General features: G+C 54.6%; 18 protein-coding genes and 2 rRNA genes (1 of these 20 only partly in view). 3 read left to right on the top strand and 17 right to left on the bottom strand.

Features of this window, described 5'->3' with window-relative positions; all coding sequences use genetic code 11:
• The first annotated feature begins 23 nt into the window (after positions 1–23).
• Positions 24–1793, top strand: coding sequence for a 1-deoxy-D-xylulose-5-phosphate synthase (locus QCD60_RS14920; protein ID WP_279786613.1), 1770 nt, complete (start codon positions 24–26; stop codon positions 1791–1793).
• A 50-nt stretch (positions 1794–1843) separates the two neighbouring features.
• Here the strand turns inward: QCD60_RS14920 and ribA are convergent, their stop codons facing one another.
• The 10 genes from ribA to glyA form a co-directional block, all read right to left on the bottom strand.
• On the bottom strand, positions 1844–2455 hold the full coding sequence (ribA, locus tag QCD60_RS14915; protein WP_104154394.1) for a GTP cyclohydrolase II: 612 nt from the start codon (positions 2453–2455) through the stop codon (positions 1844–1846).
• 104 nt (positions 2456–2559) lie between these two features.
• Positions 2560–3054, bottom strand: a complete 495-nt coding sequence (locus tag QCD60_RS14910) for a phosphatidylglycerophosphatase A (RefSeq protein ID WP_279786611.1) — start codon at positions 3052–3054, stop codon at positions 2560–2562.
• 36 nt (positions 3055–3090) lie between these two features.
• Positions 3091–4059: a thiamine-phosphate kinase gene (thiL, locus tag QCD60_RS14905; RefSeq protein ID WP_279786609.1), complete on the bottom strand. Its 969-nt coding sequence runs from the start codon at positions 4057–4059 to the stop codon at positions 3091–3093.
• A gap of 11 nt (positions 4060–4070) precedes the next feature.
• On the bottom strand, positions 4071–4541 hold the full coding sequence (nusB, locus tag QCD60_RS14900; protein ID WP_279786607.1) for a transcription antitermination factor NusB: 471 nt from the start codon (positions 4539–4541) through the stop codon (positions 4071–4073).
• Complete coding sequence (gene ribE / locus QCD60_RS14895; protein WP_104154398.1) at positions 4538–5017, bottom strand: 6,7-dimethyl-8-ribityllumazine synthase; 480 nt, start codon at positions 5015–5017, stop codon at positions 4538–4540. The genes nusB and ribE overlap by 4 nt, the downstream gene beginning before the upstream one ends.
• Before the next feature lie 19 nt (positions 5018–5036).
• Positions 5037–6149, bottom strand: a complete 1113-nt coding sequence (gene ribBA, locus QCD60_RS14890; protein ID WP_279786604.1) for a bifunctional 3,4-dihydroxy-2-butanone-4-phosphate synthase/GTP cyclohydrolase II — start codon at positions 6147–6149, stop codon at positions 5037–5039.
• 58 nt (positions 6150–6207) lie between these two features.
• On the bottom strand, positions 6208–6873 hold the full coding sequence (locus QCD60_RS14885; protein ID WP_279786602.1) for a riboflavin synthase: 666 nt from the start codon (positions 6871–6873) through the stop codon (positions 6208–6210).
• 23 nt (positions 6874–6896) lie between these two features.
• Entirely contained in the window at positions 6897–8027 is a 1131-nt protein-coding gene (ribD, locus tag QCD60_RS14880; protein ID WP_279786600.1) for a bifunctional diaminohydroxyphosphoribosylaminopyrimidine deaminase/5-amino-6-(5-phosphoribosylamino)uracil reductase RibD, read from the bottom strand.
• Complete coding sequence (gene nrdR, locus QCD60_RS14875) at positions 8020–8502, bottom strand: transcriptional regulator NrdR (RefSeq protein ID WP_104154402.1); 483 nt, start codon at positions 8500–8502, stop codon at positions 8020–8022. The genes ribD and nrdR overlap by 8 nt, the downstream gene beginning before the upstream one ends.
• A gap of 116 nt (positions 8503–8618) precedes the next feature.
• Positions 8619–9872 (bottom strand): serine hydroxymethyltransferase, encoded by a 1254-nt coding sequence (gene glyA, locus QCD60_RS14870; protein WP_279786597.1) that lies wholly within the window; start codon positions 9870–9872, stop codon positions 8619–8621.
• A gap of 426 nt (positions 9873–10298) precedes the next feature.
• On the opposite strand from glyA, the gene ettA reads away from it, so the two are divergent.
• On the top strand, positions 10299–11957 hold the full coding sequence (gene ettA / locus QCD60_RS14865; protein WP_279786595.1) for an energy-dependent translational throttle protein EttA: 1659 nt from the start codon (positions 10299–10301) through the stop codon (positions 11955–11957).
• Positions 11958–12065: 108 nt separating this feature from the next.
• Complete coding sequence (locus tag QCD60_RS14860; protein WP_104154405.1) at positions 12066–12437, top strand: PilZ domain-containing protein; 372 nt, start codon at positions 12066–12068, stop codon at positions 12435–12437.
• 13 nt (positions 12438–12450) lie between these two features.
• Here the strand turns inward: QCD60_RS14860 and radA are convergent, their stop codons facing one another.
• From radA to QCD60_RS14825, 7 genes are all read right to left on the bottom strand, one after another.
• Positions 12451–13818, bottom strand: a complete 1368-nt coding sequence (gene radA, locus QCD60_RS14855; RefSeq protein WP_279786591.1) for a DNA repair protein RadA — start codon at positions 13816–13818, stop codon at positions 12451–12453.
• Positions 13819–13889: 71 nt separating this feature from the next.
• Positions 13890–14669, bottom strand: coding sequence for an SDR family oxidoreductase (locus QCD60_RS14850; RefSeq protein WP_110185658.1), 780 nt, complete (start codon positions 14667–14669; stop codon positions 13890–13892).
• 32 nt (positions 14670–14701) lie between these two features.
• A complete protein-coding gene (gene hemE, locus QCD60_RS14845) occupies positions 14702–15766 on the bottom strand; it encodes a uroporphyrinogen decarboxylase (RefSeq protein WP_279786588.1) in 1065 nt (354 codons plus the stop codon).
• A gap of 152 nt (positions 15767–15918) precedes the next feature.
• Positions 15919–16134, bottom strand: a complete 216-nt coding sequence (locus QCD60_RS14840) for a hypothetical protein (RefSeq protein WP_104154409.1) — start codon at positions 16132–16134, stop codon at positions 15919–15921.
• Positions 16135–16405: 271 nt separating this feature from the next.
• Positions 16406–17371: a TAXI family TRAP transporter solute-binding subunit gene (locus QCD60_RS14835; protein WP_279786583.1), complete on the bottom strand. Its 966-nt coding sequence runs from the start codon at positions 17369–17371 to the stop codon at positions 16406–16408.
• 328 nt (positions 17372–17699) lie between these two features.
• A 5S ribosomal RNA gene (gene rrf / locus QCD60_RS14830) occupies positions 17700–17815 on the bottom strand.
• Positions 17816–17993: 178 nt separating this feature from the next.
• A 23S ribosomal RNA gene (locus QCD60_RS14825) occupies positions 17994–20567 on the bottom strand; it runs 304 nt beyond the window's last position.

Below are 20567 nucleotides of genomic sequence, written 5' to 3'. Positions count from 1 at the left end.
CGACGACACATCAGAGTTACAGCATGACCGAACTTCCGCGGCAACGCCCTTCCACTCCGCTGCTGGACCAGATTGATCAGCCCGCTGCGGTTCGTCAGTTGCCTGGCAACGCCCTGCCTCTGTTGGCAGATCAGCTACGCCGCTATCTGCTGTGGAGCGTCAGTCAAAGTGGTGGCCATTTCGGTGCAGGCTTAGGTGTGATCGAACTAACCGTTGCCCTGCATCATGTATTGGACCTGCCTCACGACCAACTGATCTGGGACGTGGGCCACCAGGCCTATCCGCACAAGGTCCTCAGTGGACGTCGTGATGCGCTTGTTCAGATCCGTCAGGCTGAAGGGCCAGCGCCTTTTCCCAGCCGGGATGAAAGCCCTTATGATGCGTTCGGCGTTGGCCACTCGAGCACATCCATCAGTGCCGGATTAGGTATGGCCATTGCCTTTGGCCGTCAGATTGTGCGACCTGAAGGTGTAACACCCCGGGTTGTCTGCGTCATCGGCGATGGTGCCTTTACTGCTGGTATGGCGTTCGAGGCCATCAATCACGCAGCCCAGACTGGCGTAGACCTGACGGTCATCCTCAACGACAACGATATGTCGATTTCACCTAATGTCGGCAGTCTGGCCACCTACCTGGACTCCAGTCATGCAGGAGAGCTGTTCACCGCCCTAGGCTTCAGCTACCACGGCCCCCTTGATGGCCATGACCTCTCGCAACTCCCCCAGCAGCTCGATAGCATCATTCACCAACCGGGTCTGCATCTCATCCATGTGCTGACTCGCAAAGGGAAAGGATTTACACCAGCAGAAGCAGACCCCGTCGGCTTCCATGCCATCGCCAAGCTGGAGCCTGCAAGTACGACTAACGCCAAGGGGCCGAAATATAGCCGTATATTCAGTGACTGGATTTGCGCCATGGCGGTACAGGATCAGCGACTGCTTGCCATTACCCCGGCCATGCGCGAAGGCTCCGACCTGATTGCCTTTTCACAGCAATTTCCTGAGCGCTACTTCGATGTCGGCATCGCCGAACAGCATGCGGTGACACTGGCTGCCGGCATGGCCTGCGCCTCAGCCAAACCGGTCGTCGCCATCTACTCCACCTTCCTGCAACGGGCTTATGACCAGCTGATCCATGACGTTGCCATCCAGAATCTGGACGTATTATTTGCCATTGATCGCGCCGGTCTGGTCGGTGAAGACGGTCCAACGCATGCGGGCGTCTACGACATCAGCTTTTTACGCTGCATTCCCAATATGCTGTTGCTCTGCCCGTCTGACGAAGCAGAGACCCGCGCAGCTCTGACCACTGCTTATCACTACCCCGGGCCCGCTGCAGTACGTTATCCACGCGGACATGGCCCAGGCAATCTGCCCGACCATAGCCTGCCACAACTCCCCCTGGGCCAGGCCAGGCCCCTTCACCACGGTCAACGTATTGCCGTGCTGGCCTTTGGCCCGATACTGCACGACATCAAAGAGGCAGCGCTGGAGTTGAATTGCAGCCTGGCAGATATGCGCTTTGTTAAGCCATTGGACGCAGAGCTACTGGAGCGCTGGATGCAGACTCACGAACAGATTGTGACGATTGAAGAGCATGCCATCGCTGGAGGTGCTGGATCGGCCGTTGCTGAGCATCTGCTAAACAAGGGGTATACGGGACGAATTACTCACCTGGGCATAGAGGATCGTTATATTCCTCATGGCTCCGCCGATCAGCAGCGACAATGGTGTGGCCTGGACCGACTCAGCCTCAAGCACCGGCTGGAAGCACTACTGGCAATCTCAGAGTAATCCGACAAACAGCCGCCATAGAGCATGGCGGCTGATGGAGGCTGGCACTCTCAGTCCTGATGGTGCTGCAGCGGTACTTCAAACATATGTCCCAGCTTACCTGCCTTAGTCGCCAGATAGTGGGCATTGTGCACATTCCGTCCCACCTGCAAAGGTACACGCTCAGCGATATTGATTCCGAAACCCTGCATGGCCTTCACCTTGCGTGGATTGTTGGTCATCAGACGAAGTGATTTGATATTCAGATGCTCCAGCATCGGAATGCAAATACTGTAGTCACGCATATCTGCAGCAAAACCCAGACGCTCATTCGCTTCGACCGTATCAGCTCCCTGGTCTTGCAGGTTATAGGCGCGAATTTTATTAAGCAGACCAATACCTCTGCCTTCCTGACGCACATAGAGCAATGCTCCGCGCCCTTCTTCAGCGATAGCCTGCAAAGCCGCTTCCAACTGAAAACCACAGTCACAACGCAAGCTGAATAAGGCATCCCCGGTCAGACACTCAGAATGGATACGACCCAGTACTGGCTCACCATCACCCACAGCGCCCAACGTCAGCACCACATGCTCCTTGCCCGTCTGCTCCTCTGCAAAGCCATGCATGGTAAACACCGCCCACGGCGTAGGTAACCGGGATGAAGCGACATAACGTATCGTCACTGCTTTATTTCCTCTTGAACTCAGTTGCGTTTGCCCGTCCTGTTCAGGACTGCTGGCTATAACGTCTTCGCCAGCCACACAAACGCGGCCTATAGTGTCTTCACTCAAAATAACTGCCACAACAGGTAGCTCAGTTGTACTGCCACCCAGGCAAACAACCCGGCAACAATGTCATCCAGCATAATGCCCCAGCCACCATGTACTTTGGCATCCAGCACGCGAATGGGCCAGGGTTTAGCAATATCGAACAGACGAAACCAGAAAAAGGCCAGCAACAGGACATAGCTGGTATCCGGTGCCGCAATCAGGGTAATGCCATAGCCAACAAATTCGTCCCAGACAATGCCGGGGTGATCATGCACTCTGAGGTCTCGTGCGGTTTTGTCACACACGTAGATACCAACCAGCGCCGCCACCAGCAAAATGATCAGGTAAGGCATCAGCGAATACTGCATCGCCAGCCAGACAAAGGGGACAGCCGCCAGCGTCCCTACTGTACCCGGAGCCTTGGGTGACAGTCCGCTGCCAAAACCAAATGCCAGAATATGCGCCGGATGACGCCAGATACTGATTGGTAACGGGGGGTAATGCTTGGCCATAATGTCGTCGTATGCGGGTGCGTTGGAAAGATGGGGTTAGAAATGCTGAAATCCCAGATGCGCTGGTAAAGAAAATTCTTCGCCATCCAGAGCCATGCGCAATCCGGTACGATGAGTGATGGTGCCAATACGAGTGAGTGGCACCTGCAGGCGTTGCAGTTCTCGCAGCATGTTAGCTTCATCGGCCGGATTAACTGTGAAACACAGCTCAAAGTCCTCACCACCGGTCAGCGCTTTCAGCAACGCATCCTGCTTTGGCATCGTCGCCAACAGCGGCTCCGAGAGCGGCACATGCTGAAGTTCCAGCTCAGCACCCATATGACTGCGTTGCAGAATATGTTGCAGGTCACCCAGCAAACCATCGGATATATCAATCACCGCTGACGCATAGGGACGTAACAACCGCCCCATTTCCACCCGTGGAGTGGGGCGGTAGAAGCGCTCGAGCAGATAACTATCATTAGGAGATAACAAGGAAGGAGGGTTAAGTGCCAGAGCCAATCCGGCAGCAGAGTCACCCAGACTGCCGCTGACATAGATCTGATCCCCGGCATAGGCACCATCACGACGCAGTGCCTGGCCGACCGGAATCCGGCCATGCACCTGCACCGTCAGCGTAAGAGGCCCGCGCGTGGTATCACCACCCACCAGAGAAAGATGAAACTCCCCCGCCAGCTGCGCCAGACCGCGCGCGAAGCCCTCAAGCCAGCTTTCATTGACGCTCGGTATCGTCAACGCGAGCGTAAACCAAACAGGCTCCGCCCCCATCGCGGCCAGATCACTCAGATTAGCCGCCAGCAACCGATAGCCGATATCCTCAGCTGCAGCATCAACGGGAAAATGCACCCCGCTGACCATGGTATCCATCGATACCGCCAACTGCTCACCGGGGCGTAAATTCAGCAGGGCGCAATCATCACCGATACCGAGGATGACGCCCTGCCCACACTGCAATGACTCGCTCTGGAAGAAGCGATGAATGAGATCGAACTCGGAGAGCGCCATGAAAGCCGGAATCAGGCAGGGCGATTGTTGCGCTGCGTTTCTGCAGCACGCAGTTCACGCGCTACCCGATCCAGCACACCATTGATGTACTTGTGGCTGTCAGTAGCACCAAACAGCTTAGCCAACTCAACACACTCGTTGATAACCACCCGATAAGGCACTTCGAGACGGAAAGCCAACTCATAGGCACCCATCCGCAGAATGCATTTTTCTACCGGATCCAGATCTTTCAGAGCACGGTCCAGCTTTGGCTGCAAATGCTCATCCAGTTCAGCTACCTTGGCAGGCACACCATGCAACAGCTCACGGAACAGCGTCAGATCCGTTTTCGACATGTCATTGTCAGTACGGAACTGCACCTCGATGTCGGTCAGATTGCCACCCGCCAAGCTCCATTGATATAAAGCCTGCAGGCTGAACTGGCGGGCGTTACGCCGTTTGTTGGCCAACGCCTCTTTTTTGACCGGCTTATCCTGGCTCATGCATCTGCCTCCAGCTGCTTGAGCATACTGACCATTTCGATCGCGCCCAAAGCGGCCTCAGCGCCTTTGTTGCCTGCTTTAGTACCAGAACGCTCAATGGCCTGTTCGATACTGTTCACAGTGATAATGCCGTTCATGACGGGAATACCACTATCCAGACCTACTTTGGTCAGCCCCTTGGCAGATTCAGAGCAGACATACTCGAAATGAGGAGTACCACCCCGGATCACTGCCCCCAGAGCGATGATGGCGTCATCACGCTTCTGCTCGGCCACTTTCTGCGCAGCCAGTGCGATTTCGAATGCACCGGGAACATAGACAACGCGAATATTGTCTTCGCTCACGCCATGACGTTTCAGGGTATCGATAGCGCCTTCCAGCAGGCTATCCACCACAAAGCTATTAAAGCGGGCCACCACAATGGTGTAACTACCAGTCACTCTGGTGAAGTCCCCTTCGATTCGTTTAACGCTCATAAGTTATCCGTTCCGACACTCAATCTTCAGCTTCAACATATTCGACAATTTCCAGGTCAAAGCCAGAAATCGCGGTAAATTTGACCGGGCTCGACAGCAGACGCATCTTGCCTACTCCCAATGCCCGTAAAATCTGCGATCCGGTACCCACGGTCTGATACACCCCAGACACGCCGCCCTCACGCTGTGCCACCCGGCTTCGTTTCGGATGGACAAAACTTTCCAGCGCTGCCCCCAGGTCTTCACATTGCTGCCCTGCGAGCAGCACTGCCACGCCAGAACCTGCTTCAGCGATAGCCTGCAACGAGCTGCGCATTGTCCACTTACCGGGTGACTGCACACCGATAATATCGCGCATCACTTCTGCCATGTGCACACGCACCAGCGTCGGCTCAGCCGCATTTATTTCACCGCGCACTAGGGCCAGATGTGACTTGCCCTGAATACGATCGAGGAAAGTAACGGCTTTAAAAGCACCAAACTCGGTTTGTAACTCAGCCTCTGCTACCTGCTCGATCGTCTTCTCATGCAGAGTACGATAGTGGATCAGATCAGCGATCGTGCCGATCTTGAGATCATGGGTTCGAGCGAACTCTTCCAGATCAGGACGGCGGGCCATGCTGCCATCTTCATTCATGATCTCGACAATAACCGACGCAGAAGTCAGCCCTGCCAGTCTGGCCAGATCACACCCTGCTTCAGTGTGTCCTGCTCTTGAAAGTACGCCACCCGGCCGTGCCATCAACGGGAATATATGCCCAGGTTGCACGATGTCTTCCGGACGACTCTCGGCATTCACGGCTACCTGTACGGTACGGGCGCGATCTGCCGCAGAAATACCGGTGGTAACGCCCGTTGCCGCCTCAATAGAGACCGTAAAGTTGGTAGCATAAGGCGTGCCGTTCGCACTGACCATCAATGGCAGTTTGAGATACTCGCAACGTTCACGCGTCAGTGTCAGGCAAATCAGACCACGGGCATACTTGGCCATGAAGTTGATATGCTCTGGAGTGACCTTATCGGCTGCCAGAATCAGATCACCTTCATTCTCACGGTCCTCATCATCCATCAGAATGACCATCTTACCCTGACGGATATCTTCGATGATCTCCTCAACACTGTTAACACTCATTCGCGAACCTCTGTTAAGTCTTGCGTTATCCCTGCCATCGCAAGGCACCGGACGTCACTCAGCGACGCCGCATAAATCCATGTTGCAGCAAGGCCGACATTGACACACCTGCCGCTGATTCAGGCTCGCTGGCAGCGCTATTCAGCATGCGCTCCAGATACCGTGCCAGAACGTCCACTTCAAGGTTCACCCTGGAGCCCTGCCTGAGGCTGCTCAGCGTAGTCATATCTGCCGTATGAGGCACGATGTTCAATTCAAACAGTAGGCCTTCCACTGCATTGATGGTCAGACTCACACCATCAACACAGACAGATCCTTTGCGTGCCAGATAACGTGCCAGCATCACGGGCGACTCAATCTGTACCCACAGAGAACGGGCATCACGACGCACATCACGGATGACGCCAACAGCATCAACATGACCGCTGACCAGATGACCGCCCAGACGTGTAGTCGGTAACAACGCCTTTTCCAGATTGACACGCTGACCGACGGCCCATTCTGGCAGAGTGGTATGCTGCAGAGTCTCACGCGAAACATCCGCAACAAACTGCCGCCCCTGTAGCGCAACCACTGTCAGACAGACACCCTGAGTGGCGATAGAATCGCCCAGACGGACATCACTGAAATCCAGTGTGTCACTGGCGATGCTCAGCTGCAGATCCCCGCCTTGACGGGTAATTTGCTGCACCGTTCCTAACGCTTCAATTATTCCTGTAAACATTCTAGTACAGCGCTCAATTCCAGCTAGTCGGCTACCTGTGGTAACGCGGTAATACGCCAGTCTTCACCCACCTGACACATATCCTTAATCGTCAGGCGCAGCTTCTCCTGCATCTGCTGCAGCGGCAGATTCAGCAACGGGCGGGCCAGACTGCCCAACAATACCGGCGCCATATAGATCACCAGCTCATCCACCAGCCCAGCGCTGACAAAAGCACCCGCCAATGTGGCACCCGCCTCCACCAGCACCTCGTTGCAACCACGTGCGGCCAGCTGCCGCAGTAAAGTCTGCAAATCCAACCCTGTAGAAGAGCGAGGCAAGCTCAGACTTTGCACTCTCGTCACCAACTCTTCCGCCAGCTGTGCTGAGCCATGCGCCAGCACCACCTCGCCTGCACTCTGCAACAAACGGCAGTCTGGGTGGGCAGCAAGGCGCTGATGACTATCCAGCACTACCCGCAACGGTTGCCGCTCGCCGCGCCGAGCACAGGTCTCGGCATCCAGCCCGGCTTCTGCCAGCCTGACCGTCAATGCTGCGTTGTCGGCAAGTACAGTATCAATACCGCTCACCACGGCGGAACTGCGTGCACGCAGGCGCTGCACATCGGCGCGCGCCGCCGCACCGGTAATCCACTGACTTTCACCGGAAGCCATCGCGGTACGACCATCGAGACTCATGGCCAGCTTGACTCTTACGTAAGGCAACCCGGTCGACATGCGTTTGATAAAGCCGGGGTTCAGGGTGCGTGCCTGGCTTTCCAGCAGCCCCCAACTGACCTCAATGCCATGAGACGCCAGTATTCCGTGTCCCTTACCACTGACCAGTGGATTGGGATCCTGCATGGCACTCACTACCCGTGCAACACCGGCCCTCACCAGACCTTCGGCACAAGGTGGTGTGCGACCATGATGGGCACAGGGCTCCAGACTGACGTAGGCTGTTGCCCCCTTGGCTGCCTCACCGGCCATGCGCAGCGCATAAACTTCTGCGTGAGGTTCACCTGCGCGCTCATGAAAGCCTTCACCAATCACCTGACCATCTTTGACCAGCACACAACCTACGCGAGGATTGGGATCGGTGCTGTACAGACCACGCTCCGCAAGATGCAAGGCGCGACTCATGTAGGCAGTATCAGCAGCGCTCCAGCTAGTCAAGGGATGCCCCCTTCTGTTCCGGCTCCTGGCTGGTCAGCATTTCGATTTCTTTCTTGAATTCTTCGATATCCTGGAAGTCACGATATACCGATGCAAAACGCACGTAGGCAACCTGATCCAGCTTGCGCAGTTCATTCATCACCGCCTCGCCCAGCCAGCGGGAACCCATTTCCCGCTCGCCAGTGGCGCGCAGCTGCTGCTTTATTCGAGTGATAGCGGCTTCAACCGCCTCCGTGGACACCGGTCGTTTTTCCAGCGCACGCTGCATACCGGCTCGGAGTTTAGGCTCATCAAAGGGCTGCCGGCTGCCATCCTGCTTGATGATGTGAGGCATAACCAGTTCAGCCAGCTCGTAAGTTGTGAAGCGTTCACCACAGACCAGACACTCCCGTCGCCGACGGACCTGTTCACCTTCAGCCACCAGACGAGAATCCGTTACCTTGGTTTCCTGAGCACGGCAGAATGGACAGTGCATGAACGCGCACACCTTACTTAAAGAGCGAAGGGCGACATTGTAACTGAGATTGGCATAAGCCCCAACAAAAACGGCCGGAAAATCCGGCCGTCTCGTGCATCTGACTCAGCGTGGCATCAGGCGTATACAGGGAAACGCTTGCACAGGGCAGAGACTTTTTCCTGTACGGCACTGATGACCGCTTCGTTATTGATGTCGTCCAGAATGTCACAGATCCAGCCTGCCAGCTCTTTACACTCGGCAACACCGAAACCACGCGTAGTGACCGCTGGAGTACCAATGCGCAAACCGGAGGTGACAAACGGCGACTGTGGATCGTTAGGTACGGCATTCTTGTTGACGGTAATGTGTGCACGACCCAGTGCGGCATCGGCATCCTTACCGGTGATACCCTGACGGATCAGGCTCAACAGGAACAGGTGATCATCAGTACCGCCAGACACAACGTCAAAACCACGCTCGATAAACACTGATGCCATGGCACGGGCGTTCTCCAGCACCAGCTGCTGATATGCCTTGAACTCATCGCTCATGGCTTCTTTAAAGCACACGGCCTTGGCGGCGATAACATGCATCAGCGGACCGCCCTGACCACCGGGGAATACCGCGGAGTTCAGTTTCTTCTCGATGTCGGCATTGGCGCGCGCCAGGATCAGACCACCGCGAGGACCACGCAGCGTCTTGTGGGTAGTGGTGGTGACAACGTCAGCGAAAGGTACAGGATTAGGATACAGACCTGTAGCAATCAAACCGGCTACGTGTGCCATATCGACCAGCAGGTAGGCACCTACTTTGTCAGCGATTTCACGGAAGCGTGCCCAGTCAACCACACGAGAGTAGGCAGAGAAGCCTGCCACGATCATCTTTGGCTTATGCTCCAGCGCCAGACGTTCGACCTGTTCGTAGTCGATCTCGCCGGTTTCCGGGTTCAGCCCGTACAGGACAGAGTTATAAACCTTACCGGAGAAGTTAGGCTTGGCACCGTGAGTCAGGTGGCCACCGTCAGACAGGCTCATACCCAATACGGTGTCGCCCGCATTGCACAGCGCCAGATAAACAGCAGAGTTGGCCTGTGAACCTGAGTGAGGCTGAACGTTGGCGTAATCAGCGCCGAACAGTTCCTTGGCACGATCAATCGCCAGCTGTTCAACCACGTCAACGTATTCGCAACCACCGTAGTAACGCTTGCCAGGATAACCCTCAGCATACTTGTTGGTCAGTTGCGTGCCCTGGGCCTGCATCACCCGTGGACTAGTGTAGTTTTCAGAAGCGATCAGCTCGATGTGGTCTTCCTGACGCTGTACTTCGGCTTCGATCGCCGCCCACACTTCTGGATCGAAGTCGGCGATGTTCTGGTCTTTAGTGAACATAAGAGTCCCCTCAGGTCTGCACAGGTGATGGGTCTTGGAAAGCGCGGCATTATAACCAAATTCCCGCTTTGCAGCAGTTGAATATTCTGCGACTTAGTAGGTTATTTGCCTCATAGTCAGGCTCTTCTTTGCTGAAAAACGTCCGTTTAACATGCCAATTTACGGCATCATTCACCTTCATATCGAAGTACTCACCATTGCATAGCGGCCACACCCGACGACCCCTTTACCCTTCCACACTGCTTGTGGCTGGCTGGCAAAATCTCCGCTCAATCCCCGCAGGAGCGTAGCCAAGCTGGCAGCAAATCCTTACCATTAGTTCACTCTCTCCACCCGAGGTCACTGCACCAACGGCGGCGATGCATTTAGATGGGGCGGCCACTGTGCCACCTGTCGCCAACTGAGACTAACAACAGGTTTAAGCCAATGGCTCAATACGTGTTTACCATGCACCGGCTGGGCAAGGTTGTCCCGCCGAAGCGCGAAATTCTCAAGGATATTTCTCTGTCCTTCTTTCCCGGTGCCAAGATTGGTGTTCTGGGTCTGAACGGTTCGGGTAAATCTACCCTGTTACGCATCATGGCAGGTGTAGATCCGGATTTCATCGGTGAAGCCCGTCCAATGCCGGGTCTGAAAATCGGATATCTGCCACAGGAACCCAAGCTCGACGAAACCAAGACGGTACGTGAAATCGTTGAGGAGTCCGTTGCTGATGTAAAAGGTGCACTGGCTGCACTGGATCAGGTTTACGCCGCCTATGCAGACCCGGATGCTGACTTCGATGCACTGGCAGCGCGTCAGGCCGAACTGGAAAACCTGATTCAGGCCAAAGATGGCCACAATCTGGAGCGCACCCTGGAAGTCGCGGCCGAAGCCCTGCGTCTGCCCGCATGGGAAACCGAAGTGAAGGTGCTGTCCGGTGGCGAGCGTCGCCGTGTTGCATTGTGCCGTCTGCTGCTCGACCACCCCGACATGCTGCTGCTTGACGAGCCCACCAACCACCTGGATGCCGAGTCCATTGCCTGGCTGGAGCGCTTCCTGCACGAGTATCCCGGCACCGTCGTGGCCATTACCCACGACCGTTACTTCCTCGACAACGTCGCTGGCTGGATTCTGGAGCTGGACCGTGGTCACGGCATTCCCTATGAAGGCAACTACTCAGGCTGGCTGGAAGCCAAGGAAAAACGTCTGGAGGTTGAAGCCAAGCAGCAGGCCGCCCATGACCGTGCCATCAAATCCGAACTGGAATGGGTACGTGCTGGCGCCAAAGGCCGTCAAGCCAAGCAGAAAGCACGTCTGCAGCGCTTCGATGAGCTGAGTTCGAAAGAGTTCCAGAACCGCAACGAAACCCAGGAGATCTACATTCCGCCAGGCCCGCGTCTGGGCGACAAGGTCATTGAGATCAACAATGTCACCAAGAGCTACAACGACCGCGTACTGTTCGAGAACCTCAACCTGGCCATTCCTGCAGGTGCCATTGTCGGGGTTATCGGGGGTAACGGTGCCGGTAAATCGACGCTGTTCCGTATGATTGCCGGTCAGGAACAGCCAGATGGCGGCAGCATCGATATCGGTTCCACCGTGCAGCTGGCTTATGTCGACCAGATGCGTGAACTGGATGGCAGCAAGTCGGTGTGGGAAGAACTGTCAGGCGGCGCCGACATCATCACCGTAGGCACCTACCAGACCCCCTCCCGCGCCTATCTGGGCCGTTTCAACTTCAAAGGTTCCGATCAGCAGAAAATGGTCAAGGATCTGTCCGGGGGTGAGCGCAACCGTCTGCATCTGGCCAAACTGCTCAAAGAAGGCGGCAACGTACTGATGCTCGACGAACCGACCAACGATCTGGACGTGGAAACCCTGCGTGCGTTGGAAGAGGCACTGCTGGTGTTCCCCGGCAGTGCGGTGGTGATCTCCCACGATCGCTGGTTCCTCGACCGTATCTGCACGCATATGCTGGCCTACGAAGGTAACTCGCAGGTGGTCTTCTTTGAAGGCAACTACACCGAATACGCTGCAGACTATAAGAAGCGCTATGGCAAGGATCACCAGCCAGAACGCATCAAATACAAACGTCTGGCCTGATCTGCCAACGTTGATAAGCCAAGCCAGCCATTACGGCTGGCTTTTTTTTGCACGGAGCACCTACACTTAATTTCTGCAGACCATTCGACCAGCCAAGAGAATCGAGCCATGGATAACAAGATCAACCGGCGTCGCTTTACCCGCCTGCCACTGGAAATGCAGGCAGACCTGACCACCTCGAAAGACCGTTACACCGTAACCGTGCTGGATGTTTCCCTGCATGGCGTATTGCTGATGCAACCCGAGCAGATGGAACCGCTGATCGGCGAAGCAGCCCGGGTCGATCTGGCGCTGTCAGAAGAGGTAACCATCCAGATGCCGGTTACCATTGTGCATGCGGAAGAAGGCCTGCTCGGTTGTGAAGTACGTGCAATCGACGTTGAAAGCCTCGCCCACCTGCGGCGCATGCTGGAGCTGAATCTTGGCGACACCACACTGGTCGAACGCGAGCTGGTGCAGCTGCTGGAAAAGCAGCAGTAGCACTTCAAAAAGATTAAAGTGCGGCCAGTGCCTCATTGAGGAACTTCACTGGCACCAGCTCCATACCCTCTACTCCGCCCTTGGGCACATTGGCGGCAGGCACGATGGCCCGTTTGAAGCCGTGTTTGGCCGCCTCGCGTATCCGCTCCTGACCACTGGGAACAGGACGAATTTCTCCTGACAGACCTACCTCACCAAATACCACCAGATCCTGAGGCAAGGGCTGATCCCGGAAGGAGGATACGATCGCCAGCAGCAAGGCAAGGTCAGCACTGGTTTCAGCTACCCTGACCCCGCCGACGACATTGACGAAGACGTCCTGATCACCACAATGCAGCCCGCCGTGGCGATGTAACACCGCCAACAGCATCGCCAGTCGGTTTTGCTCCAGACCAACAGCCACTCGACGCGGCGCTGACAGATGGCTCTCATCCACGAGTGCCTGGATTTCGACCAGCAAGGGGCGCGTCCCTTCCCATACCACCATCACCAGACTGCCGGGTACAGCGTGCTCAGTGCGCTGCAGGAAGATCGAACTGGGGTTTTTAATTTCCTTCAAGCCTTGTTCCAGCATGGCAAAGACCCCCAGTTCGTTAACCGCGCCAAAACGGTTCTTGATACCACGTAAAGTCCGGAAGCGACTGTCATGACTCCCCTCCAGCAGGAGCGATGCATCAATCATGTGCTCCAGCACTTTGGGGCCAGCAAGAGTACCGTCCTTGGTCACATGTCCGACCAGCATCAGTACTGTCCCTGTCTGCTTGGCAAAACGTGTCAGAATGGCAGCACTCTCCCTGACCTGGCTGACACCACCGGGGGCAGAGTCAATCAGCTCGGTGTGCACTACCTGAATCGAATCGACTACCAGTAATTTGGGCTGCAATTGCGTGGCCATTTCCAGAATGCGTTCGACGCTGGTCTCAGCCAGCATCTTCAGCCCTTGCATAGGCAGACTCAGCCGCTGCGCACGCATCGCAATCTGTTGCAGTGACTCTTCACCACTGACATAGAGTGCGGGCATACGTTGTGCCAGCTGACACATGGTCTGCAGCAACAGGGTACTTTTACCTGCACCGGGGTGGCCGCCAATCAGAATGGCAGAGCCGGGAACCATACCTCCCCCCAGTACACGGTCAAACTCACCGATACCGGAAGAAAAGCGTGGCGTCTCGCTCAGCTCAACCGCTGACAGATCCAGAATCTGCGCCTGCTGCCCTGCAGCTCCAGCATACCCCCCAGCGCTATTAGTGCTGCGCTTACCGCTACCCAGGCGTACTTCTGAAAGAGTGTTCCAGTTACCACAGTTACTGCACTGCCCCTGCCATTTGCTGAAGTCTTCACCGCATTCATTACAGACATAGGCGAGTTTTTGCTTGGCCATGGTGTTCCTTGGAGTACAGAGGGCGAAAAGTACAAAGCCCACTGTATGCGGGCTCAGTTGAAAATGTCAGGTTAGAACGTACCGGGGTAAGCCCCCCCATCCATCAGCAGGTTCTGTCCGGTGATGTAGCCTGCCTGGACACTGCATAGGAAAGCGCATGCCGCACCGAACTCTGCTGGCTCACCAAAGCGTCTGGCCGGATGGCTGGTCAAACGCTTTTCCCTCGCCTGTTCCGGGCTGATGCCCTGGCGTTTAGCCTCACCGACAAAAACCTGGACCAGACGGTCAGTCTCAAACGGACCCGGCAGCAGGTTGTTAACAGTAACGTTGTGCTGAATCACATCTCGCGCCAAACCGGCGACAAAACCGGTCAAACCCGAACGCGCACCATTGGACAGACCCAGAACCGCAATAGGGGCCTTAACAGCACCAGACGTAATATTGACGATGCGGCCAAAACGACGGGAGATCATGCCATCCACCACTCCTTTGATCAGCTCAATGGGGGTCAACATGTTCGCATCCACTGCCTTGTGCCAGTCTTCTCGACTCCAGTCGCGGAAATTACCTGGCGGAGGGCCACCGGCATTGGTCACCAGAATATCCGGTGCCGGACAGGCTGCCAGCGCAGCATCAATGCCTGCAGGCGTAGTAATATCCACCGCCACCTCATGTACGTCCACCCCATAACGCTGACGTAACATCGATGCTGCTTCAGCAAGAGGTGCGGCAGAGCGCGCCACCAGCGTCAGGTGCACACCCTCTGCAGCCAGGGCTTCTGCACATGCTCGCCCCAGGCCCTTGCTGGCGCCGCAGACCAGTGCCTGCTTGCCGGTCAGTCCGGTATCCATGACTTCTCCTTACTCGGGTTTACTGCCTGACATTACTGATGGTAAGCCGCACTCAACTCGTGCACGGCCTCCACAAACACACGGGCATGCTCTGGTTCAACGAACTGGTGAATCCCGTGTCCCAGATTAAAGACATGACCAGGATGATGGCCAAAGGACTGCAGAATAGTCGCAACTTCTTCGCGAATCCGCTGAGGGTTGGCATACAGCACACAAGGGTCCATATTGCCTTGTAATGCGACGCGCTGGCCTACACGCTGACGTGCATTACCAATATCAGTAGTCCAGTCGATGCCAAGTGCATCAGCACCCGTCGCCGCCATCAGCTCAAGCCACTGCCCGCCCCCCTTGGTAAACAGAATAACTGGCACAGTCCGACCTTCATGCTCCCGAATCAGGCCCTGCACAATTTTGTCCATATATGCCAGAGAGAACTCCCGATAAGCACGATCGCTGAGATTGCCTCCCCAGGTATCGAAGATTTGTACCACCTGGGCACCACTTCGGATCTGTTCATTCAGGTAACTGGTTACTGACTGCGCGAGCTTATCAAGCAATGCGTGCATCAATTCCGGTGTGTCGTACATCATGGCTTTGATATGGCGGAAGTCCTTGCTCGATCCACCCTCGACCATATAGGTAGCCAGAGTCCAGGGGCTGCCAGAAAAACCGATCAATGGCACTCGGCCATTCAGCGCCGCACGAATGGTGCTAACACAGTCCATGACATAACCCAGATCGGCCCGGGCATCAGGAACAGGCAATGCGGCAATATCGGCTTCGCTACGAATGACTTTGCGGAATCGGGGACCTTCACCCGTCTCAAAATACAACCCCAGGCCCATTGCATCGGGGATCGTTAAAATATCAGAGAACAGAATGGCAGCATCCAGCGGAAAGCGCTCAAGCGGCTGAAGTGTCACTTCGCAGGCAAAATCAGGGTTCTTGCACAAACTCAGGAAGTCACCAGCCTGACTACGGCTGGCACGATACTCAGGCAAGTAGCGCCCGGCCTGACGCATCATCCATACGGGTGTGCAATCCACAGGCTGACGCATCAGCGCACGAAGAAAGCGATCATTCTTGAGTTCTGCCATAGTGTTGAGGCTCTGTCTGCTACATTCGGGGCATTATTCTAGCCTGTCCTTATACAGGCGTCCGTGTTCTGGCTCAAGGCGTACGGCTAGCAGAAATAAAAAAGCCAGCGGGTATCGAAATACCGGCTGGCTTTTTGAACTCAAGATAGCAACTACACGGTTACATCCACATTCAAACCAAGACGACCACTTGGATCGGGCTTGGCAGGCTGTTGACCGCTGCCTACTGAACTCTCATCAATCAGCTGAAGCACCTGCTGACCTACCAGCTCTTGCTGCTGATTAGCCATCTGAACAGCCTTGATGCCAAGAGAGTCCCCGTAACTAACGGAGCTATATGATGAGCCACTCACTGAGCCGAGATCCATCAGTATCCTCCTCTTACTCTGAAAACCCGTTAAGTATCGCCTACTTTTTAACCAATCATCAAGTTTTTGTCTGAATTGATTGTGTTAGCAGGCGTGGATTTTAAACCGTAATACGTCAACAACATCAAATAAACGTAAGTTTTATTTACACTATACACCTGAATGTAATGCATCACTGGATGGAGCACCTTGCGTAATGTCAGCCCATCTAACGTCGCTGGCACGACGGCCCACCGCCCTACGATCCATAAAGAAGCCGCTAACCAGCAGCTTATTTAATCAACCCTGCTTCCTTGTAGTACTTGGCAGCTCCTTCATGCAGAGGCGCAGATAGGCCGCTTTTTACCATCTCTTCTTTGGTCAGATTAGCAAAGGCAGGATGCAGTCGTTTGAAATCATCAAAGTTTTCAAATACTGCTTTAGTCAAGGTGTATACGACATCATCAGATGTATTGGTTGAGCTAACCAACGTCGCCGCGACACCAAAGGTGTGAATGTCATGATCAGCCCCTCGGTACATACTGGCCGGAATAACCGCAGCTCGATAATACGGATGATCAGCGATCAACTTATCTACTACGGGTCCAGAGATATCGACCAGATTGGTATCGCACGCAGTTGTCGCTTCTTTGATAGAACCATTTGGATGCCCAACAACGTAAACAATCGCATCAACTTTGTTATCACAAAGCGCTTGAGCTTGTTCTGCGGGCTTTAACTCAGCCGCCAACGCTAGGTCGTCCATGCTCATGCCTTTGGCCTTCATCAAGACCTCAAAGGTATCTCTTGAGCCCGAACCGGGATTGCCAACGTTGACACGCTTGCCTTTGATATCATCGAATGTTCTGATTTTGGCGTCCGCACGTGCGACCACTGTCAGTGCCTCTGGGTGCAATGAAAATACGGCGCGAAGCTCTTTGAAGGGGCCCTGCTCAGCAAACTGATCTTTGCCTTCATAAGCATTGTATTGAACGTCAGACTGGGCTACGCCAAAATCAAGCTCACCTGCACGAATGGTATTGATGTTGTAGACCGACCCTCCAGTACTCTCAACCGAACAGCGAATACCATGGTCTTTGCGATCCTTGTTCACCAGCTTACAGATAGCACCTCCGGTGGGGTAATAAACTCCTGTCACCCCGCCTGTCCCAATAGTGATGAACTGTTGAGCAGTGGCATTCGTCGCACCGAATACTAACGCAGAAGCCAAAACGGCCTTAAACAGTGCCTTTTTCATGGACGTATATCCCCTGTTCTTTTTTGAATTATTCCTGCAGAGTGCCCAACCAGCATAAAGCACAGAGTCATTGTATTAGTTAGGCCAGACTTGTCGTGATTAGCTATGAAGTAGTCCATACACATGCATGTTCTATACACGTATTGGCGAATTGAAAAGCACTTTATAAGGTTATTGCTAGTCGGAACCAATAAATATTGGTCAATGCAACATAACTTGGATTTATATCAGGAAGAGATACGTCGTAGAGGTAAGGCCATTAAACTAATCAAAACCCCCAAAAGCAAAACCCCTGACCGTTACCGATCAGGGGTTGCTGTATTTCAATGCCTGGCGATGACCTACTCTCACATGGGGAAACCCCACACTACCATCGGCGCTGACGCGTTTCACTTCTGAGTTCGGGATGGAATCAGGTGGTTCCACGTCGCTATGGTCGCCAGGCAATTCTGGCTGAGTCTCTCGGACTTACTTCCTCTGCTCGCTCACTCTTCGCTCGCTCACAGCCGCCGGTTTACTCAAATAAGGGTGGCTCTAATTTGATTATTCGCATCTTCATGCGCTTGCGACGATCACAAAATCTCTTCGTCTATCCAGTGCTTAACCAAGTCTCTTAGCTTATATGGCCAAGCCGCACGGGCAATTAGTATGGGTTAGCTCAATGCCTCACAGCACTTACACACCCCACCTATCAACCTTGTGGTCTTCAAGGGCCCTTCAGAGGATTCAAGATCCAGGGAGATCTCATCTTGAGGGGGGCTTCCCGCTTAGATGCTTTCAGCGGTTATCCCGTCCGAACATAGCTACCGGGCAATGCGATTGGCATCACAACCCGAACACCAGCGGTTCGTCCATTCCGGTCCTCTCGTACTAGGAACAGCTCCTCTCAAATCTCCAACGTCCACGGCAGATAGGGACCGAACTGTCTCACGACGTTCTAAACCCAGCTCGCGTACCACTTTAAATGGCGAACAGCCATACCCTTGGGACCGGCTTCAGCCCCAGGATGTGATGAGCCGACATCGAGGTGCCAAACACCGCCGTCGATGTGAACTCTTGGGCGGTATCAGCCTGTTATCCCCGGAGTACCTTTTATCCGTTGAGCGATGGCCCTTCCATTCAGAACCACCGGATCACTAGCACCTACTTTCGTACCTGCTCGACCTGTCCGTCTCGCAGTTAAGCACCCTTCTACGCTTGCACTCATTGGCTGATTTCCGACCAGCCTGAGGGTACCTTCGCGCTCCTCCGTTACTCTTTGGGAGGAGACCGCCCCAGTCAAACTGCCCACCACACACTGTCCTCGACCCGGATCACGGGCCTGAGTTAGAACCTCAATGGTGTCAGGGTGGTATTTCAAGGTTGGCTCCACAGAAACTGGCGTCTCTGCTTCTAAGCCTCCCACCTATCCTACACAAACAACATCAAAGTCCAGTGTGAAGCTACAGTAAAGGTTCACGGGGTCTTTCCGTCTAGCCGCGGATACGCTGCATCTTCACAGCGAGTTCAATTTCACTGAGTCTCGGGTGGAGACAGTGCCGCCATCATTACGCCATTCGTGCAGGTCGGAACTTACCCGACAAGGAATTTCGCTACCTTAGGACCGTTATAGTTACGGCCGCCGTTTACCGGGGCTTCGATCAAGAGCTTCGCTTGCGCTAACCCCATCAATTAACCTTCCGGCACCGGGCAGGCGTCACACCCTATACGTCCACTTTCGTGTTTGCAGAGTGCTGTGTTTTTAATAAACAGTTGCAGCGGCCTGGTATCTTCGACTGCCAGCAGCTTACGGAGCGAGTCCTTCACCACCGGCAGCGCACCTTCTCCCGAAGTTACGGTGCCATTTTGCCTAGTTCCTTCACCCGAGTTCTCTCAAGCGCCTTGGTATTCTCTACCTGATCACCTGTGTCGGTTTGGGGTACGGTCCTGTTTACCTGAAGCTTAGAGGCTTTTCTTGGAAGCATGGCATCAACCACTTCGCTCATGCGAGCTCGTCATCAGTCCTCAGCATTGGCCGTGCGGATTTGCCTACACGTCCTGCCTACAACCTTAAACACGGATAACCATCACCGTGCTGGCCTAGCCTTCTCCGTCCCCCCATCGCAGTAAACAGCGGTACAGGAATATTAACCTGTTTCCCATCGACTACGCCTTTCGGCCTCGCCTTAGGAGCCGACTCACCCTGCCTCGATTAACGTTGGACAGGAACCCTTGATCTTCCGGCGAGGAGGCTTTTCACCTCCTTTATCGTTACTTATGTCAGCATTCGCACTTCTGATATCTCCAGCATGCCTTACAGCACACCTTCGCAGACTTACAGAACGCTCCCCTACCACTCCTCAATGAGGAATCCGCAGCTTCGGTGCCTGGTTTGAGCCCCGTTATATCTTCCGCGCAGGCCGACTCGACTAGTGAGCTATTACGCTTTCTTTAAAGGGTGGCTGCTTCTAAGCCAACCTCCTAGCTGTCTGAGCCTTCCCACATCGTTTCCCACTTAACCAGGACTTGGGGACCTTAGCTGGCGGTCTGGGTTGTTTCCCTCTTCACGACGGACGTTAGCACCCGCCGTGTGTCTCCCGGATAGTACTCACTGGTATTCGGAGTTTGCATCGGGTTGGTAAGTCGGGATGACCCCCTAGCCGAAACAGTGCTCTACCCCCAGTGGTATTCGTCCGAGGCGCTACCTAAATAGCTTTCGGGGAGAACCAGCTATCTCCGAGCTTGATTAGCCTTTCACTCCGATCCACAGGTCATCCGCTAACTTTTCAACGGTAGTCGGTTCGGTCCTCCAGTCAGTGTTACCTAACCTTCAACCTGCCCATGGATAGATCGCCCGGTTTCGGGTCTACTACCAGCGACTTGACGCCCTATTAAGACTCGGTTTCCCTACGCCTCCCCTATTCGGTTAAGCTTGCCACTGATAGTAAGTCGCTGACCCATTATACAAAAGGTACGCAGTCACCCCACGAAGGGGCTCCCACTGCTTGTACGTGCACGGTTTCAGGGTCTATTTCACTCCCCTCTCCGGGGTTCTTTTCGCCTTTCCCTCACGGTACTAGTTCGCTATCGGTCAGTCAGGAGTATTTAGCCTTGGAGGATGGTCCCCCCATGTTCAGACAGGATACCACGTGTCCCGCCTTACTCGATTTCATCTATAATGCACTTTCGTGTACGGGGCTATCACCCACTATGGCGG

Origin of the sequence: Pokkaliibacter sp. MBI-7, from assembly GCF_029846635.1 — a bacterium.
Lineage (GTDB): Bacteria > Pseudomonadota > Gammaproteobacteria > Pseudomonadales > Balneatricaceae > Pokkaliibacter.
This window is presented reverse-complemented; position numbering and strand designations above follow the sequence as displayed.

Coding starts and splice junctions, on each gene's coding strand:
- QCD60_RS14885 (WP_279786602.1), bottom strand. CDS start 6,873: ATGTTTACAGGAATAATTGAAGCGTTAGGAACGGTGCAGCAAATTACC.
- glyA (WP_279786597.1), bottom strand. CDS start 9,872: ATGTTCACTAAAGACCAGAACATCGCCGACTTCGATCCAGAAGTGTGG.
- ribBA (WP_279786604.1), bottom strand. CDS start 6,149: ATGAGTGTTAACAGTGTTGAGGAGATCATCGAAGATATCCGTCAGGGT.
- ribE (WP_104154398.1), bottom strand. CDS start 5,017: ATGAGCGTTAAACGAATCGAAGGGGACTTCACCAGAGTGACTGGTAGT.
- QCD60_RS14920 (WP_279786613.1), top strand. CDS start 24: ATGACCGAACTTCCGCGGCAACGCCCTTCCACTCCGCTGCTGGACCAG.
- QCD60_RS14835 (WP_279786583.1), bottom strand. CDS start 17,371: ATGAAAAAGGCACTGTTTAAGGCCGTTTTGGCTTCTGCGTTAGTATTC.
- radA (WP_279786591.1), bottom strand. CDS start 13,818: ATGGCCAAGCAAAAACTCGCCTATGTCTGTAATGAATGCGGTGAAGAC.
- ettA (WP_279786595.1), top strand. CDS start 10,299: ATGGCTCAATACGTGTTTACCATGCACCGGCTGGGCAAGGTTGTCCCG.
- QCD60_RS14910 (WP_279786611.1), bottom strand. CDS start 3,054: ATGGCCAAGCATTACCCCCCGTTACCAATCAGTATCTGGCGTCATCCG.
- nrdR (WP_104154402.1), bottom strand. CDS start 8,502: ATGCACTGTCCATTCTGCCGTGCTCAGGAAACCAAGGTAACGGATTCT.
- nusB (WP_279786607.1), bottom strand. CDS start 4,541: ATGAGCCAGGATAAGCCGGTCAAAAAAGAGGCGTTGGCCAACAAACGG.
- hemE (WP_279786588.1), bottom strand. CDS start 15,766: ATGGCAGAACTCAAGAATGATCGCTTTCTTCGTGCGCTGATGCGTCAG.
- thiL (WP_279786609.1), bottom strand. CDS start 4,059: ATGGCGCTCTCCGAGTTCGATCTCATTCATCGCTTCTTCCAGAGCGAG.
- QCD60_RS14850 (WP_110185658.1), bottom strand. CDS start 14,669: ATGGATACCGGACTGACCGGCAAGCAGGCACTGGTCTGCGGCGCCAGC.
- QCD60_RS14840 (WP_104154409.1), bottom strand. CDS start 16,134: ATGGATCTCGGCTCAGTGAGTGGCTCATCATATAGCTCCGTTAGTTAC.
- QCD60_RS14860 (WP_104154405.1), top strand. CDS start 12,066: ATGGATAACAAGATCAACCGGCGTCGCTTTACCCGCCTGCCACTGGAA.